Origin of the sequence: Synechococcus sp. F70.1, from assembly GCF_047502745.1 — a bacterium.
In the GTDB taxonomy this organism is placed as follows: domain Bacteria; phylum Cyanobacteriota; class Cyanobacteriia; order Thermostichales; family Thermostichaceae; genus Thermostichus.
On record NZ_JANSJL010000035.1, the window covers coordinates 1 to 15,846 of the forward strand.

The window sequence follows — 15,846 nt, forward strand, 5'->3', positions numbered from 1 at the left end:
TCCCCGGCCTACGGCCCGCTGTCGCGAATGCCCTTCAGGGCGGGGAGTATGTCAATCCAGGCTAGCCAGCCGTTTGCGCTTGGAGGGTAAGGAACTCAGGCAGTTTGCACCTGGCGCACCAGCCCCGTTGCCGCCAAAGCAGCCAAGGCGCGATCCCGGTAACGACCATAGCGCTCTTGTTTGCTGCGAACCTTTTGCCCCTCCAGCTCCGGCAAGAGGCCAAAATTGGCTGGCATGGGCTGGAAGTACTTGGGATCGGCGCTGCTGATGAACTGAAACAGGGATCCCATCATCGTCTCCGGCGGCAACGTGATCAAAGGCAGCCCCAGAGCCAGGCGAGCGGCGTTCTGTCCGGCCAGCCACCCCCCCGCCACGGCGCAGGCGTAGCCTTCAGTGCCCACCAACTGGCCGGCAGCCAACAGGGTCGGACGGCGGCGAAATTGCAACGTAGGCAGCAAAAGCTGCGGCGAGTTCAAGAAGGTGTTGCGGTGCATCACGCCAAAGCGGACAAACTCCGCTGCTTCCAGGCCGGGGATGAGGCGAAAGACCCGCTGCTGTTCTCCCCACTTCAAATTGGTCTGAAAGCCCACCAGGTTCCACAGCTTGCCTGCTCTGTCCTCCTGGCGTAGCTGCACCACCGCATAGGGCCGGGATCCCGTGCGGGGATCCACCAGCCCCACCGGCTTCAAGGGTCCAAAGCGGAGGGTGTCTTTGCCGCGCCGGGCCATTTCTTCAATGGGCAGGCAGCCCTCGAAAAACTTGCGCTCCTCTTTTTCAAAATCCTTAAGGGGCACCTGTTCTGCCTCCACCAGCGCCTGCCAGAAGCGCTCGTACTCCGCCTCTGTCATGGGGCAGTTGAGGTAGGCCGCCTCTCCTCTGTCGTAGCGAGAAGCCTGAAACACTACTGTGCGGTTGAGGGAATCCCCGGTAACAATTGGGCTGGAAGCGTCAAAAAAGCTCAGGTACTCCAGGCCGGTGAAGGCCTGCAGCGCCTTGGCTAGGGGCTCGCTGGTCAGGGGGCCGGTGCAGAGGACAGCTATCCCTTCTGGGATCTCGGTCACCTCCTCCCGGCGCAGGGTGATGAGAGGATGGTTGGCAATGGCTTCTGTTAGGGCCTGGCTAAAGCGAGCCCGATCCACGGCCAGGGCTCCCCCTGCCGGCACAGCGTGGCGATCCGCGGTGGCGATCACCAGAGATCCCAGTTGGCGCAGCTCTTCCTTAAGCAGCCCTGCCGCTCGATCGCTGGCTATGGCCCCGAAGGAATTGCTGCACACCAGCTCTCCCAGTAGATCCGTATGGTGGGCCGGGCTTTGCCGCACAGGGCGCATCTCCGAGAGGATAACAGGCACCCCCAGTTGGGCGATTTGCCAGGCGGCTTCTGTCCCTGCCAGCCCACCGCCCACCACATGGATGGGGGCCACGGTTGGCGATGGATGCGCGGGATGGTGCATCACAGCCTCCAGAGAAAACGCTCAGCCAGTTAGGTACTCCCCGCTAGCAGCTCCCTCAGGCGGCAAAGTGAATGCGCAGGTAGTCCTCTTCCATTTTGGCTCGTGCCGGCTTCATGGCCGCTAGAGCCTGGGGCAACACCAGGTTGCGGCGGTGGTTGCCAATGCGGATGTTGAGCTCGTCGCCAGTTTTGCTAAGCTCCACCTGCTCTTTGGGGATCCCGGGCAAGTAGAGGTCTAGGCGGTACTGGCCGTTGTCGGTAACCACCTGCATTGTCTGCTCAGCGTAGAACACCTCCGCCGGGTTGCGGTCTCCCCAGAGATCCTTTTTCAGGCGGGCCAGGGCGTCCCACCCCACCAGCTCCTCGGGGTAAAGCGGGATCTCCACCACCGGTAGAGGAGCAAAGTCCTCGTGGATCTGCTGGCGATACTTCTGCTGGGCAGCCTTCCAGGCGGCAAAGTAGGGATCCACCACCCCTTCTGGCAAAATGCGGTTGGCGATCACCAAATCGGTGGCGACGCCGTAGAGGCTAAGGTAGGCATGCGCCCGCAGGGACTCCTTGATCACCATCTTTTCGGGGTTGGTGACCAGGCGCACTGAGGTGATGCGGTTGTCGGTAAGGATGCGCTCTAGCCGCTCGATCTTCTGGTAGAACTCGTAGGGGGCATCTAGCACCTGGTCATCTGGCAGGGGGAGCCCGGTTAGCCCTTTAACAATCGGCTCGGCAATAGGGCGCAGCACCCGCGCCAACCCCTGTAAAGGTTTGTAGAACTTGCGCATGTACCAGCCGGAAACATCGGGCAAGCTGAGGAGGCGCAAAGCCGTGCCAGTAGGGGCTGAGTCGATGATGAGCACATCGAACTTGCCTTCGTCGTAGTGGCGGTTGACCCGCACCAGGGCAAAGATCTCGTCCATCCCCGGCAGCACCGCCAGCTCCTGCGCCTGCACGCCGTCCAGCCCGCGGGCCTGCAACACCTGCGTGATGTAGGCCTTGACGGATCCCCAGTTCAGTTCCAGCTCCTGCAGGGCATCCAGCTCCGCTCCCCAGAGGTTGGGTTTGACCTCCACCGGCTCGTGGCCCAAGGGTTGGTCGAAACTGTCGGCCAGGGAGTGGGCCGGATCGGTGCTCAGCACCAGGGTTTTTAGGCCAAGCTCGGCACAACGCCAGCCGGTCGCCGCTGCCATCGAGGTCTTGCCGACCCCTCCCTTGCCAGTCATGAGGATGATGCGTTGCATGGGAGCGCCGTTTACATTCTTTTACAGTTCTAGGCTAACCGATTTGCTCTTTTCTCCTCCGAGCGGCCAAGGGCTGGAGGGCAGTCAACAGGTACACTATATGGTTGCTGAGAAAGTAATGGCCAAGAGTCAAGCCGGTGAAGACAGGTGGGAGGTGGAGGATGATGCGTCGCTGGCGCAGTTTGCTGCTACTTGCCATCCTAACGTTGGGCCTGTGGCTGGGATCCCTTCCTGTCCAGGCGGCTGCCGCCTTGCCCCGAGAGCTACAGCAGCTAGAGCAACACGTAGAGCGGCTGCAGAGCCTGGTGGACGCTGAGGATTGGCTGGAGATCCGCTCCTACCTTCACGGGCCGATGGGCCTGACCCGCAAGACCCTAACTAGCCTGGCAAACACCTTGCCCCAGCAGCAAAAGCGGGAGATGCTGCGCTTGGCCAAGGAAATGGGCCGCAGCTTGGAAGAACTCGACTTTGCCGCCAAAGCCTACGACCAACCAGAGGTGGAAGCTGCCCAGGCCAAGGTGAGAAAGACGTTGCAAGAGCTCAAGGCCCTGTTTTCGTAGTTGGGGACAGAGCGGGTCAAGTTAAGGGGAAACGCTCCCGCAGATCTTGAGCCACCGGCGGGGGTACCAGGTGGTCAATGGGGCCGCCTAGCTTGGCCACTTCCTTAACTAAGCTGCTACTGACAAAGCTGTGCTCGCTAGCAGTAGCAAGGAAAAGGGTTTCCAACTCAGGAGCCAGGAGCTTGTTGGTGTGGGCCATCTGCAGCTCGACATCAAAGTCAGATAGCACCCGCAAGCCGCGCACAATGACTTTTGCCCCTCGCTGGCGGGCGTAGGCCACCGTCAGGCCGGAAAAGGTGTCGACCTCAACGTTTTTTAGGTGGGCAACAGAGAGGAGGATCTGGGCTTGCCGCTGCTCAGGAGTAAACAGAGGCGTTTTGTTGGGGTTTTTCAGGACTGCAACGATGACTTTGGAAAACAGACGGCTGGCCCGCTCGATGATGTCGAGGTGCCCAAAGGTGATGGGGTCAAAGCTGCCGGGGTAGAGGGCAATCATGCTAGAGAGGGTACCGCTCTTCTTAGCCTACCTGCTCTCGGGCCCACGCCAGATAGGTAGCGCTTACCTGAGCAGCCGGCAGAGCCAGGATCTCCGGCTCCTGGTAGGGGTGGAGCTCCCGCAGCCGCTGTTCCAGGCGGGGATAAGCCCTGCTGGGCAACTTAAGCAGCAGCAAGTATTCTTTCTCTGTCTGCAGGGATCCCTGCCAGCGGTAGTAGGAGGCAATGGGGGGCAGCACCTGGGCACAGGCCACGTAGCGCTCGGCCACTAAGGTGTGGGCCAGGCGATGGGCGTCGGCTTCGGAGCCCACGGTGGTCATGACCACGGAGAGGGTTTCTAGGGCGGTCTTGTCGTCCATTAAATTAAAGCTGGCTGTAGGCATTCCTCTCCCCCATCCTACCCTTCAGGCTCCGCAAGAAAAAGGGCAGAGCTAGGCCAGCTCCTCAATAGCCCCACCCAGCCGGGAGGGAGCACCGCCTTCTACCTGAGGACGGGTAGTTTACAATAGAACTCTGCCCGGCTCAGGTCGGGCTTGTATCTTGTCGTTATCTAGGGAGAAACAAGCCTTGCCGAAATTTGCCCTAAAAGCTTTGTGGCTGCAAAACGATTTGGCCATTGCAGTGGATCAAGTAGTGGCCAAAAACCGCAGTCCTCTCACCCGCTACTTCTTCTGGCCCCGAGATGATGCTTGGGAACAGCTTAAGGCTGAACTGGAAAGCAAAAGCTGGATTAGTGAAGAAGATCGCATCAACTTGCTCAACCAAGCCACTGAGCTCATCAACTACTGGCAAAATGGTGGGCGCGACCGCCCTATTAGCGAAGCCCAAGCCCAGTTTCCTGACATCCTCATCAGCGACAGTTCGTGAGTGTTCCCTGCTTCCGCCTGCTATCTCTGCATCCAGGCCATCTTGCTGAGGCTGCCGCCTTTGGGCTAGATTAGCACTCGAGGTTCCAGAGTGCTAACTCTTGACCTAGCCAAGGGAAGGGATCGCTGTCGACCTCGCAGGATCCCGCTCTGCCCGGTAGCACTTAGAACAAGTGGCCTAGTTGCTAGTTGAGATAGCGAGGATCAGGGATTCTATGGCAAAGCAGATTTTGTTTAAGGAGGAGGCTCGCAAGGCTCTAGAAGAGGGCATCAATCAAGTAGCAAACGCAGTCAAGGTTACGATTGGCCCTAAGGGGCGCAATGTGGTTCTAGAGAAGAAATTTGGCGCTCCTCAGATTGTTAACGATGGAGTAACAATTGCTAAAGAAATTGAGTTGGCCAATCCCTTGAAAAATGCCGGTGCCCAGTTGATGCGGGAGGTGGCCAGCAAAACCAACGACGCGGCCGGGGATGGCACCAGTACAGCCACCATCCTGGCCCAGAGCATGATCCAGGAGGGGCTAAAGCACGTTGCGGCAGGAGCTAACCCTGTAGCCCTGCGGCGCGGCATTGAAAAGACCACCGCCTACCTGGTGGAGAAGATTGCCGCCCAGGCCAAACGGGTGGAGGATCGCAAGACCATCACCGAGGTGGCCACTATCTCTGCCGGTAACGACAGCGAGGTAGGCGAGATGATCGCCAGGGCCATGGATGCGGTGGGGCGAGAGGGGGTGATCACGGTCGAAGAGTCCAAGTCGATGGAAACCCAGTTGGAAGTAGTGGAGGGAATGCAGTTTGACCGCGGCTACATCTCTCCCTACTTCATCACCGATACCGAGCGGATGGTAGCGGAATACGAAAACGCCTATCTGCTCATCACGAGCAACAAGCTCTCCAACGTGCAGGAGCTGGTGCCTCTGCTGGAGCGGCTGGCCCGGGAGGGGCGGCCCTTACTGGTGATTGCCGAAGATGTGGAGGGAGAAGCCCTGGCTACCCTAGTGGTCAACAAGCTGCGGGGAGTGTTGAGTGCGGTGGCGGTGAAGGCTCCCTCCTTTGGGGAGCGGCGCAAGGCCATGCTGGAGGACATTGCCATCCTCACCGGGGGCCGGCTCATCTCGGAGGAAATTGGCGTCAAGATGGAGAATGTCACTCTGGACATGCTGGGGTCGGCCCGCAAGATCACGGTTACCCGCGACAAGACCACCATTGTTACCGATGGCAGTACTAAGGCGGCCGTAGAAAAGCGGGTAGCTCAGCTCCGCAAGCAGCTGGAGACCACCGATTCTGAGTACGACCGCGAGAAGTTGCAGGAGCGAATTGCCAAGCTGGTTGGCGGAGTGGCGGTCATCAAGGTGGGAGCTGCCACCGAGACCGAGCTCAAAGACCGCAAGCTGCGCATTGAAGATGCTCTCAACGCCACGCGAGCAGCCGTAGAGGAAGGGATCGTCCCTGGCGGGGGGGTGACGCTACTCCACCTTTCCAAGGGGATCCCAGACTTTAAGGCCAAGTTGAATGCCGAAGAGCAGGTGGGGGCAGACATTGTCTACCAGGCCGTGCGGGCGCCGCTCTATCAGATTGCCCACAATGCGGGGCTGGAGGGATCGATAGTGGTGGAAAAGGTTCTGGAGCAAGAGATGCCCTACGGCCTCGACGCCCTGACCGCCGAGTATGTGGACATGTTTGCCCGCGGGATTGTAGACCCGGCCAAGGTGGTGCGCTTGGCCCTGCAAAATGCGGCTTCCATTGCTGCCATGTACCTCACCACGGAGGCCGTGGTCGTCGAGAAGCCGGAGCCCAAGCCGGCCAAAGGCCGCCCGAGCAAGCCGGGAATGATGTAATGATGTAAAGCCCTTCTGCAAGCCTAGGCCCCTATTCGGGGGCTTTTTCTTGGGCGGAGCTTTCGGGCCGCAGCAGGGGAAAGGCAATGACATCCCGAATGCTGGGAGCATCGCACAGCAGCATCACCAGGCGGTCAATGCCTAGGCCAAGACCGCCCGTGGGAGGAAGGCCATATTCCAGGGCCGTGAGGAAGTCTTCGTCAAGAAAGTGGGCTTCTTCCTTGCCAGCTGCCTTTAGGGCTGCCTGGGCCTCCAGCCGCCGCCGCTGATCCACCGGATCGGTGAGCTCCGAGTAGGCGTTGGCTGTCTCCCGCCCAACAATGAACAGCTCAAAGCGCTCGGCCAGCCCTGCCTTGCTGCGGTGAGGCTTGGTGAGCGGACATACCTCCAGGGGATAGTCCAGGACAAAGGTGGGTTGGCGTAGGCGGCTTTCACAGCAGTGCTCAAAGGCCTTGACCAGCAACTGGCCAGGAGAGTCCTGGGGTGAGAGATTGGGGATCCCTTGCGCGGCCAAGGCGGGCAAGAGCTCCTCAGAGCACTCTTTTTCTACATCGATGAAGATGCCAGTGGCCTCTTCCACCAGCTCTTGCATCGTCACCCGTCGCCAGGGGGGGGTGAGGTCGATGGCTTCCCCTTGGTAGGTAAGCTGCAGGGATCCCCGCACAGCCAGGGCGGCGTTGCACACCAAGGTTTCGGTGAGCTCCATCATCGTGTGATAGTCAGCAAAGGCTTGGTAGGCCTCCAGGGAGGTAAATTCCGGGTTGTGGCGGGTGGAGATCCCCTCATTGCGAAAGACCCGCCCAATTTCGTAAACCCGCTCGATCCCGCCCACCACCAGCCGCTTCAGGTGCAGCTCGGTGGCAATACGGAGGTAGAGATCTAGATTCAGGGCGTTGTGGTGGGTTACAAAAGGCCGCGCCTCTGCCCCCCCGGGGATAACCTGCAACACCGGCGTTTCAATTTCCACAAAGCCTCGCTCTTCCAGGGTCTGCCGCAGGGAGCGGATGATCTTGGCGCGGTCGAGCAGGGTCTGTTTGACCTCGGGGTTGACGATGAGATCGACGTAGCGCTGGCGGTAGCGTTTTTCCACATCCCGCAGGCCGTGCCACTTGTCAGGCAGAGGCAGCAGGGCCTTGGTCAGGATCTGGTATTCGTCCACCCACACCGACAGCTCCCCTTTTTCGGTGCGCTTGAGGCAGCCCCTGGCCCCCAGCCAGTCGCCCACGTCGATGAGCTTGTCTAGGTTCTTGAAAGCCACCTCCCCCATGCGCTCTGTTAGCCGCTGCTTCTCCAGGTAAAGCTGGATGGTGCCAGAGCGATCTTGCAGAGTCAAGAAAGCGAGTTTACCCATCACTCGCCGCGCCCGGATTCGCCCAGCCACGGCCACCTGGACATCCTCCCGCTCCCCGCCAGGCTCCAGGTCAGCAAATTGCGCCTGCAACTCGGCAGCTAGGTGGGTAACGGGAAAAGAATAGGCATAGGGCAGGATCCCTTGCTCCTGCAGGTGGCGGACCTTTTCTAGGCGGGCAGCCCGTTGAGCGGCTTCGCTGCTAGTGGAAGGGGTGGACATAAGTAAAAACTGCTGAAACCAACAAGCGAGGAAGAGGATCCCGGCTTTGCCCCTGCGCTCCCTAGAAGGCGCTTAGGCTCTAGGACAGGCTTAAGGCTTATCCCTGGGCAAGGCCAGCCAAGAGGGCCTGCACCTGCTGGAGGTGAGCCCAGGCGCTGGAGCTCCCTTCTTGGTACCGACTCAGCTCCGCCTCCAACTGCCCCAGATACCCTGCCCACTCTGCCCAGCGCTCCTGCTCAGCAGCAAGCGCAGCTTGCAGTTGGTTGAGGCGCCCCCAGGTTTCGGCCATTGCCTGGGCCCGGGCCCGCAGGGCCTCCTCCTCTTGCTCCAGGTGTTGCCACTCCTGCTCCAGGTCCTGCTGTTGGCGGTTCAGTTGCTCCTGTTGAGCTGAGAGAGAAGCTTCCAGTTGGTGGACAAGCGTTTGCAGGCGGTCTTTTTCCTGGAGCAGCTCCTGCTTTTGCTCGGCCATCTGTCCCAGGAGGGGACCAATATCCACTCGAACCGGAGCGGCAGCCTGATTCTGTAGCTGCTTGAGGCGAGCCTCGTGGCGGGCTAGTTCCTCGTACTCCCGCTGCAGGTTTTTCTCTTGGGGCAGCAGAGCTTCTTCTAGGGCGCTACAGGCAGCCTGGGCGTAGTCGATCTCCATTTCGAGGTCAAACCGTTCCTCGGGAGAGGCGGTGGCCAGCCGCGCTTGTAACCCCTGTAAGGTTTGCCGGTTCTGCTCCAGCTCAGCCCGCTGCTGGCTAACCTGGGCCGCCCGCTGCTCGTAGTCCCGGCGCATTTGGCTAACCAAAGCCGCCAGCTCCTCCACTGAGACCGCCACCTCCTCCCCTCCGTTGCGGCTACCGTCAACGATGAAGTCGTACTCCTGAACCAAACGGTAGGCTTTTTGCTGGAGGCTCTCCTGAGAGTGCAACTGCTGGAGGATCCTCTGCAGTTGCTCTTGGTAAAGCTGCAGGGATCGCTGCTGAACCTGCCAGCCAGCCTGGCTTTGCTCGAGGGCATGGCGGGATCCCCACCAGGCAGCGCGGCGCTCTCGCCAGGCTTGGTAGTCCCGCTCCAGCCCCTCCTGGCCAATTTGGGCTTGCTGTCGCTCCTGCTCCAGTTGGGCCATCTGGTGGTGGAAGTGCTCCTGCTGCTGCTGAACCTGGCTTTTCAAGCTTTGCAGAAGATCCAGGGGCGCCGTAGGGAAACTTAAATGTTCCTGAACTTCTTGCAACAAAGCCCGGAGCTGGGCTGCTTCAGCTTCTCTAAGGCGGCTGGGGCGAGCTTCCAGTTCCTGCCGCTGTCGGTTGAGAGCTTCTCGCTGCTCTCCAATCAGGCGCTGTTGCTCAGCCAGATAGGCTTGCTGGTTGGTCAGCTCCTCTTTGAGACTCTCCAGAAGTTTGCGCTCCTCCTCGACTGCTTTGTATTGCTCGTACAGCCGCTGCACCTCCTCTTCTTGGGCAGCCAGCTCCATCTCGCGGCGGGTGAGCTCTTGGGCCTGAAAGGTGAGGGACTTGCGCCAATTCTCGATCTCTTCCTCTTGGCTGCGGACTTTTTGCTGAAGTTGGCTGAAACTTTGCAGGTAGGTTACCACTTGGCGAGCAGCTTCGCTGATGCGAGTTACCTGACGGTTGCCAGAGACCTCTGCTAGCACCAGCGCCCCATCCTTGAAGCGCCCGGCTTCTTGAGCAATGCGGCCATCCAGGGTGATGGATTCTTCGTTGACGGCCACCCAGGTGTTGTCCTGCTGTTGCTTAGCTAGTAGTTGCAGAGACGACTTGGCAAATCCAAGTGGCTTGGAGAGCTCTGCTAGGTACAGCACGCCTAACCCCCTCAAACGTGGACCGCAATAACCTCAATCCTGCTTTAGGGCCGCCGCTCGACTTGCAGGTTAACCCGCCATCTCAGTTGCTGATCCCAACCTCAACGATAGGGTAAAAAAAACGCCTTTGCCAGAGGCTGCTTGGGGAAACCTGGAGTAGCTATTCAAACTGGCCGCTTAGCCCTAGAGTGATCTAGGGTGAGGTGAAAGGTTCTGGTCAGGGGCGATATGGAGCTGCAGAGTGAACCGCTTGCTATTCGTCGGCGTTCCCCTGCCCCAGCGGTGGTGGTCGCCTCGCAGGTCTACCAGATAGCAGCGCCCGAGGCTGAGCCGCGCCACATTTTGGAAGCCATTGTCTGGCACAAAGAGCAGGAGGTGGAGCGCCAGCGGGAGCAGCTTCCCCTCAAGGAATTGCAACGGCAACTGGAGCAGGCTCCCCCCGTGCGGGATTTCGTGGCCGCTCTCACCCAATCCCCCCACCCCGTCTCTCTCATCGCTGAGGTGAAAAGGGCCTCTCCTAGCCGCGGCATCCTCCGGGATCCCTTTGACCCAGTGGCCATTGCCCGCAGCTATGAAGCAGGGGGGGCCAGTTGCCTATCGGTGCTTACAGATGAGCGGTTTTTTCAGGGCAGCGGCGAGTACCTGCGCCAGATCCGCCAGGCAGTAGGGATCCCCATCCTCTGCAAGGAGTTCATCCTCTACCCCTACCAAATCCTCTGGGCCCGCAGCCTAGGAGCGGATGCGGTGCTGCTGATTGCCGCCATTCTCTCGGATGCCGACTTGGGCTACTTCCTCAAGCTCGTTCAGCGATTGGGCATGGCGGCTTTGCTGGAGGTGCATACCGCTCAGGAGCTGGAGCGAGTCTTAGCCTTGCCGCAACTGCAACAGGCCAAGGGGCGGGTGTTGATTGGCATCAACAATCGCGACTTGAGAACCTTTACAGTCGACTTAAGGACGACACGCAACCTCCTAGCCGCCTACCGGGATCGCCTGGGGGATCTGCCGGTGGTCAGCGAGTCTGGCATCCACACCTTCGCCGATCTGCAGCAGTTGCAAGCCTGGGGGGTGCGCGCCGTGCTGGTGGGGGAAGCCCTGGTCACGCAGCCAGATCCTGGCCAAGCGGTGCGCTCCCTGTTGTCCCCGTAAACTTTTCGCCAGCCACCAAGATGGATCCCTTCTAGATCGATGAAACGGATTCCGGTGCCAGCCCACATCCACTATGAGTTTCTGCTGCGGGTTTTGGAGCGGCAGACGTTTCCGGCAGTCGAGGAACAGGATTTTGGCAACCGCGGCCGCACGCAAGAGCTGATCACCTCTTTGCGCAAGGCCCTCACCCAACAGTTGCAACTGGAAGAAGAGTGGCGCCAGCGGGGCTACCAAGTGGACTACCGCTGGAACCTGGACGATCCGCCTCCCTCCCCTTGACCTTCTAGCCCCCTGCAAGGCTTAGCATCGAGCTATGGAGGTGTAGAGGCTTTTCAGGATGCAGGTTGTTTTGACGGTGCCCAAGCTGGCCTGCTCGGCTTGTGTGGAGACCATTGCCCAGGCGGTGCGGCAACGGGATCCCCAGGCCCAAGTGGAAGCGGATCCCAAGACTAAGCAGGTGCGGATTCTCTCCGCGCAGACGGACACGGACTGGCGGCAGGTGCTTGCCCAAGTGGGCTATCCGCCGGCGTAGCGACGTCGGCAGGACAGAGCTCCCGGCTGGGGTTTTCCTCATTGTTGGGAGGAAGGAGGCTTTGGCGTTGCTTTTACTCGGAGGGCAGCCATGTCTGGTTCTGGTACCCCCAACCCCTCTGCCCCATCTGCTGCCGGCACTTGGCGCTTGGCCATCCAAGGGATGAGCTGTGCCTCCTGCGCTGTCAGCATTGAACGGGCGCTGGGCCAGGTGCCAGGGGTGACGGCGCAAACGGTGAACTTTGCCAGCGAACAGGCGATTGTTCAAGGGGATCCCCGGCTGGTGAGCCCCCAAGCCTTAATCCGGGCAGTGGAGCAGGCGGGGTATCGGGCCCACCTCCTCCAAGACGATTGGCAACTGCTGGAGCCGACGGATCCCGAGCGGATTGCCCAACGGGCGGCAGAACGGGAGTGGAAGCTGAAGGCGGCAATAGGAGCAGGCATCAGCACGGCGCTGCTAGTGGGATCGTTGCCGATGATGCTGGGGAGGGAGATCCCCGGCTTGCCCCTGCAGGATCCGTGGCTGCAGTTGCTGCTGACAATACCGGTGCAGTTTTGGGTGGGCCAGCCGTTTTATCGCGGCGCCTGGGCGGCTTGGCGGCGGCGAACGGCCGATATGAACACCCTGGTGGCCTTGGGAACCAGTGCCGCCTTCTTCCATTCCCTTTTTGCCACCCTCTTTCCCGACTTCTTCCACCGGCAAGGGCTGCACCCCGAGGTGTACTACGAAGTAGCGGCCGTGGTCGTCACGCTGGTGCTGGTGGGCAAGTGGATGGAGCAGCGGGCCAAAGCCCAAACCTCCGAGGCCATCCACAAGCTGATGGGGCTGCAGCCCAAAACCGCAAGGGTAATTCGCCAGGGAGTGGAACAGGAGATTCCAATTGGGGAGGTGCAAGTAGGAGATTGCATCCGCGTGCGCCCCGGCGAGAAGGTGCCGGTGGACGGTGTAATCCTGGAAGGTTCCTCGGCGATAGATGAGTCGATGGCAACCGGGGAAAGCCTGCCTGTCGTCAAATCGGTGGGGGATGAGGTTATCGCGGCCACTCTCAACCAGACCGGCAGCTTTGTCATGAAGGCCCAGCGGGTAGGCAAAGATACGCTTTTGGCCCAGATCGTGCGCCTGGTGCAGGAAGCTCAGGGATCCAAAGCTCCCATTCAGCAGCTGGCAGATCGAGTGACCTCGTGGTTTGTGCCGGCGGTCATTGGAGTGGCGGCGGTAACGTTTGGGCTCTGGTGGGGGCTGGCGGGCAAGCCAACGTTGGCTTTGGTCAATGCCGTTGGGGTGCTGGTCATTGCCTGCCCTTGTGCCCTGGGTTTGGCCACCCCCACCTCGATCCAGGTGGCCATAGGGCGAGGAGCAGAGCTGGGGATCCTGGTGAAGCGGCCTGAGAGCTTGGAGGTTTTGGCCCATCGCCTCGCCACCGTGGTCTTGGACAAAACCGGCACTCTCACCGCTGGCCGTCCCGCTGTTACCGATATCTGGACTCCAGCCTCCTCTCCCCTAGGGCTGTTGCGTCTAGCGGCTGCGGCAGAACAGTACTCAGAACATCCGCTAGCTCGGGCAGTGGTGCAAAAAGCCGAAGCAGAAGGGATCGCGCTCCCGCCAGCCCAGAACTTCCAGGCAAGAGTAGGCGAGGGGATAGAAGCCTGGGTAGAGGGACAGCCGGTGCGTGTTGGTCGGCTGAGCTGGCTGCAGGCGATGGGGATCCCTTGCCATCCCGCCAGCAAGGAGCGGGCTCAAGCTTGGGAGAACGAGGGCAAAACGGTCATTGGCGTGGCTCAAGGGGAGAGTTTTCTGGGACTGCTGGCCATTGCCGATCCGCTAAAGCCCACTTCCGCTGAAGCTGTGCAGCAGCTGCACCAGATGGGGCTGGAGGTGGTTATGCTGACTGGCGACAACCCCACCACTGCCCAAGCCATTGCCCGGCAGGTCGGGATCCGGCGAGTCATTGCCCAAGTCCGTCCTGAGCAGAAGGCAGCCTTGATTCGCCAGCTTAGGCGGCCTCAGGGGCGGGTGGTGATGGTGGGAGACGGCCTTAACGATGCGCCGGCCCTGGCTGAGGCCGATGTGGGGATCGCCATGGGGACGGGCACGGACGTGGCCATGGCCACCGGCGACATTACCCTGGTATCGGGCGATTTGCGGGGTGTGGCTGCCGCCATCCAACTTAGCCGGGCTACCCTTGCCAACATTCGCCAAAACCTCTTCTTTGCCTTTATCTACAACGTCCTGGGGATTCCCATTGCTGCCGGGGCGCTCTATCCCTTCACCGGCTGGCTGCTCAACCCCATGTTGGCGGGGGCAGCCATGGCCTTCAGCTCTGTCTCGGTGGTGGCCAATGCCCTGCGCCTGCGGCATTTTCGGCCCTCACCCCCAGTCCCTCTTGCTCGGAGAGGAGGGAGTTAGGGATCAAGACAAGGATCTGGAATTATCTCCCCGGAGGCGGCAATCCCCCTGGGGGGCCTTGGTGAACAACTAGCGGCAGGCTAGCCTAAAAGGCCCAGGCAGGCTGGGGAAAGTGGGGCGCCAATCCGCTCCCTCAGCGAAAACACCCACCTGTTTTTTCCTGGACCTTTGCAATTCCCAAGGAACGGAGTTTTCGTGTTGAGTACCCTCAGTTTTTCTCCTTCCTCTACCGTTGGGCAGTCCCCTTCTGCGTCCTTGCCCTTGTTGCTCATCGGCCACGGATCCCGTGACCCGGAGGGACAGCAAGCCTTCCTGGAGCTGGCCCAGACCTACCAAGCTCTTACCCCCCATCGGCCGGTGATCCCTTGCTTTCTGGAGCTGGCCCAGCCGACCATTGCCCAAGGGGTGGAACACTGCTTGGCCCAGGGGTGGCAGGAGATCGTGGCTCTGCCGCTATTGCTGTTTGGGGCGCGCCACAACAAGTTCGACGTGACCACGGAGCTGGATCGCCTCCAGGCCCTCCACCCGCAGTTGCGCGTCCACTACGGCGCGCCGCTGGGGATCCGCGTTGAGATCTTGCAAATGCTGCGGGAGCGAATGGCCACTTTGCTGGCCGCCCAGCCGCAGCGGATCCCGGAAGCGGAGACGGTGCTGCTCTTTGTCGGCCGCGGCTCCAGCGATCCCGAAGCCAACGCCGAAGCCTGCAAGCTGGCTCGGCTGCTCTGGGAAGGGTCGGGGTTTGCGGCCGTGGAGACTTGCTTTATCGGCATTACCCATCCGCGCCTGCCCGTGGGGTTGCAGCGAGCCCTCTCTTGGCAGCCGCGCCGGGTTCTCGTGTTGCCCTATTTTCTCTTTACAGGGGTACTGGTGAAAAGAATCGAGGCAGCAGTGCAGGAGCAGCGGCGCTGCCACCCCGAGATTGACTGGCTGATGCTGCCAGAATTGGGCATAGTGGATACGGTGCTGCACAGCCTGCAGCAACTGGAGCAGGAGGCTCTCCAGGGCCAAACTCCAGTGAACTGCCACCTCTGCAAGTTTCGCCTGGCGGTGAGCGCAGAGCTGGGAGCAGGACATTCCCATCCTCATCCCCACGACCATGACCATCACTCCCATGGGCACGGTCCTCACCACCATCACTCTGAACACCACCATGCCCCCGCAGGGGCAGCGGATCCCTGGGCCTCCTTGGAGAGCTATCACCAACGAGCTTGGCAGGTGCCCTAGCAAGAGCGACGGGATAAACTGGGGGGTGGCAGGCGTTGTATGAGTCCCTCAGGGCTAGTGTCTTGCCTACCAGATGACGAAGCTTGTCCGCTCCTTTTGGATCTCTAGTGCTGCTGCTGCAGGGAGCGGGCTCCTCGTCTTCGCCGGGGTGGTGGCTCTGCTGGATCAGATCCTGCCGACCCTGCCCAAGGTTTCCCTCTCCTTGGCTGGGATCCCTGGCCTAGTGGCTGGGCTGGGGGCTGCCTATGGGGTTTGGTGGCTGGCCCGGCTGGCGTTGCAGTCGACCTCTTGGGGCAGCTTCCGAGAAGCGCTGCTAGAAGCTCTATCTCCGTTTGATCCTGCCGATCACGGCGGCCAGCCGCGACTACGACCCAAGCCTAGCCCAGAGCAAGCGCTGCGCCAGCTGCAATCCCAAGTTGCTGCCCTGGAGGCAGAATTGGAACGCCAAGGGATCCAACTACAGCAGGCAAAAGCAGAGCAAGCCCAGCTCCAGCAGCGGCAGCAGCAACTCGAGCGCCTTCTACAGTGCACAAAATGGGAAAACCAAAAGCTGCACTCTCAACAAGAGGAATGGGCCCGGCAACTGGAACAGTCCCAAGAGAAGTTGCAGGCGTTGCAAGCGTCCTACCGGGCCCTGGAGACCCTCTGTGAGATCAGCTTCGCTCTCATCGAGAAAACGCGAGGTGAAGACCCCCGGCTTTAGCTGTGGGGTAGTGC

Annotated in this window: 15 protein-coding genes; 9 read left to right on the forward strand and 6 right to left on the reverse strand. The window is 60.6% G+C overall.

Going from position 1 to position 15,846, the window contains the following annotated elements:
• Positions 1-95: 95 nt before the first annotated feature.
• Positions 96-1,451, reverse strand: coding sequence for an FADH(2)-oxidizing methylenetetrahydrofolate--tRNA-(uracil(54)-C(5))-methyltransferase TrmFO (gene trmFO / locus NW860_RS02375; protein WP_414512153.1), 1,356 nt, complete (start codon positions 1,449-1,451; stop codon positions 96-98).
• Positions 1,452-1,506: 55 nt separating this feature from the next.
• Positions 1,507-2,685 carry a TRC40/GET3/ArsA family transport-energizing ATPase gene (locus NW860_RS02380; RefSeq protein WP_414512155.1) on the reverse strand — a complete coding sequence of 393 codons (1,179 nt, stop codon included), beginning with the start codon at positions 2,683-2,685 and terminating at the stop codon, positions 1,507-1,509.
• 161 nt (positions 2,686-2,846) lie between these two features.
• Here NW860_RS02380 and psbQ point away from each other — a divergent pair, with 161 nt between their 5' ends.
• Positions 2,847-3,245: a photosystem II protein PsbQ gene (gene psbQ / locus NW860_RS02385; protein WP_414390721.1), complete on the forward strand. Its 399-nt coding sequence runs from the start codon at positions 2,847-2,849 to the stop codon at positions 3,243-3,245.
• A 16-nt stretch (positions 3,246-3,261) separates the two neighbouring features.
• On the opposite strand, the gene coaD is transcribed toward psbQ, so the two are convergent.
• Both coaD and cutA read right to left on the reverse strand, forming a co-directional pair.
• Positions 3,262-3,741, reverse strand: a complete 480-nt coding sequence (gene coaD / locus NW860_RS02390; protein ID WP_414390724.1) for a pantetheine-phosphate adenylyltransferase — start codon at positions 3,739-3,741, stop codon at positions 3,262-3,264.
• A gap of 22 nt (positions 3,742-3,763) precedes the next feature.
• Positions 3,764-4,099: a divalent-cation tolerance protein CutA gene (gene cutA, locus NW860_RS02395; RefSeq protein ID WP_414512158.1), complete on the reverse strand. Its 336-nt coding sequence runs from the start codon at positions 4,097-4,099 to the stop codon at positions 3,764-3,766.
• A gap of 178 nt (positions 4,100-4,277) precedes the next feature.
• Here cutA and NW860_RS02400 point away from each other — a divergent pair, with 178 nt between their 5' ends.
• Both NW860_RS02400 and groL read left to right on the forward strand, forming a co-directional pair.
• On the forward strand, positions 4,278-4,607 hold the full coding sequence (locus tag NW860_RS02400; RefSeq protein WP_414396119.1) for a 30S ribosomal protein PSRP-3: 330 nt from the start codon (positions 4,278-4,280) through the stop codon (positions 4,605-4,607).
• Between the two features lie 214 nt (positions 4,608-4,821).
• Entirely contained in the window at positions 4,822-6,444 is a 1,623-nt protein-coding gene (gene groL / locus NW860_RS02405) for a chaperonin GroEL (RefSeq protein WP_414512160.1), read from the forward strand.
• Positions 6,445-6,475: 31 nt separating this feature from the next.
• Here the strand turns inward: groL and lysS are convergent, their stop codons facing one another.
• Both lysS and hmpF read right to left on the reverse strand, forming a co-directional pair.
• Complete coding sequence (lysS, locus tag NW860_RS02410; RefSeq protein ID WP_414410178.1) at positions 6,476-8,014, reverse strand: lysine--tRNA ligase; 1,539 nt, start codon at positions 8,012-8,014, stop codon at positions 6,476-6,478.
• A 97-nt stretch (positions 8,015-8,111) separates the two neighbouring features.
• A complete protein-coding gene (gene hmpF, locus NW860_RS02415; RefSeq protein ID WP_414512163.1) occupies positions 8,112-9,821 on the reverse strand; it encodes a pilus motility taxis protein HmpF in 1,710 nt (569 codons plus the stop codon).
• 228 nt (positions 9,822-10,049) lie between these two features.
• Between hmpF and trpC the strand changes: the two genes are divergently transcribed.
• From trpC to NW860_RS02445, 6 genes are all read left to right on the forward strand, one after another.
• Positions 10,050-10,967, forward strand: coding sequence for an indole-3-glycerol phosphate synthase TrpC (gene trpC, locus NW860_RS02420; protein ID WP_414512165.1), 918 nt, complete (start codon positions 10,050-10,052; stop codon positions 10,965-10,967).
• Between the two features lie 39 nt (positions 10,968-11,006).
• Positions 11,007-11,246 carry a DUF5340 domain-containing protein gene (locus tag NW860_RS02425; RefSeq protein WP_414396092.1) on the forward strand — a complete coding sequence of 80 codons (240 nt, stop codon included), beginning with the start codon at positions 11,007-11,009 and terminating at the stop codon, positions 11,244-11,246.
• Between the two features lie 58 nt (positions 11,247-11,304).
• The gene (locus tag NW860_RS02430; RefSeq protein ID WP_414396091.1) at positions 11,305-11,499 is read left to right on the forward strand and encodes a copper chaperone; all 195 of its coding nucleotides are present in this window, start codon (positions 11,305-11,307) and stop codon (positions 11,497-11,499) included.
• Between the two features lie 90 nt (positions 11,500-11,589).
• The gene (locus tag NW860_RS02435) at positions 11,590-13,905 is read left to right on the forward strand and encodes a heavy metal translocating P-type ATPase (RefSeq protein WP_414512167.1); all 2,316 of its coding nucleotides are present in this window, start codon (positions 11,590-11,592) and stop codon (positions 13,903-13,905) included.
• A gap of 195 nt (positions 13,906-14,100) precedes the next feature.
• Positions 14,101-15,129, forward strand: coding sequence for a sirohydrochlorin chelatase (locus NW860_RS02440; protein ID WP_414512169.1), 1,029 nt, complete (start codon positions 14,101-14,103; stop codon positions 15,127-15,129).
• Between the two features lie 73 nt (positions 15,130-15,202).
• Positions 15,203-15,832, forward strand: a complete 630-nt coding sequence (locus NW860_RS02445) for a hypothetical protein (protein ID WP_414512171.1) — start codon at positions 15,203-15,205, stop codon at positions 15,830-15,832.
• Positions 15,833-15,846: the final 14 nt, after the last annotated feature.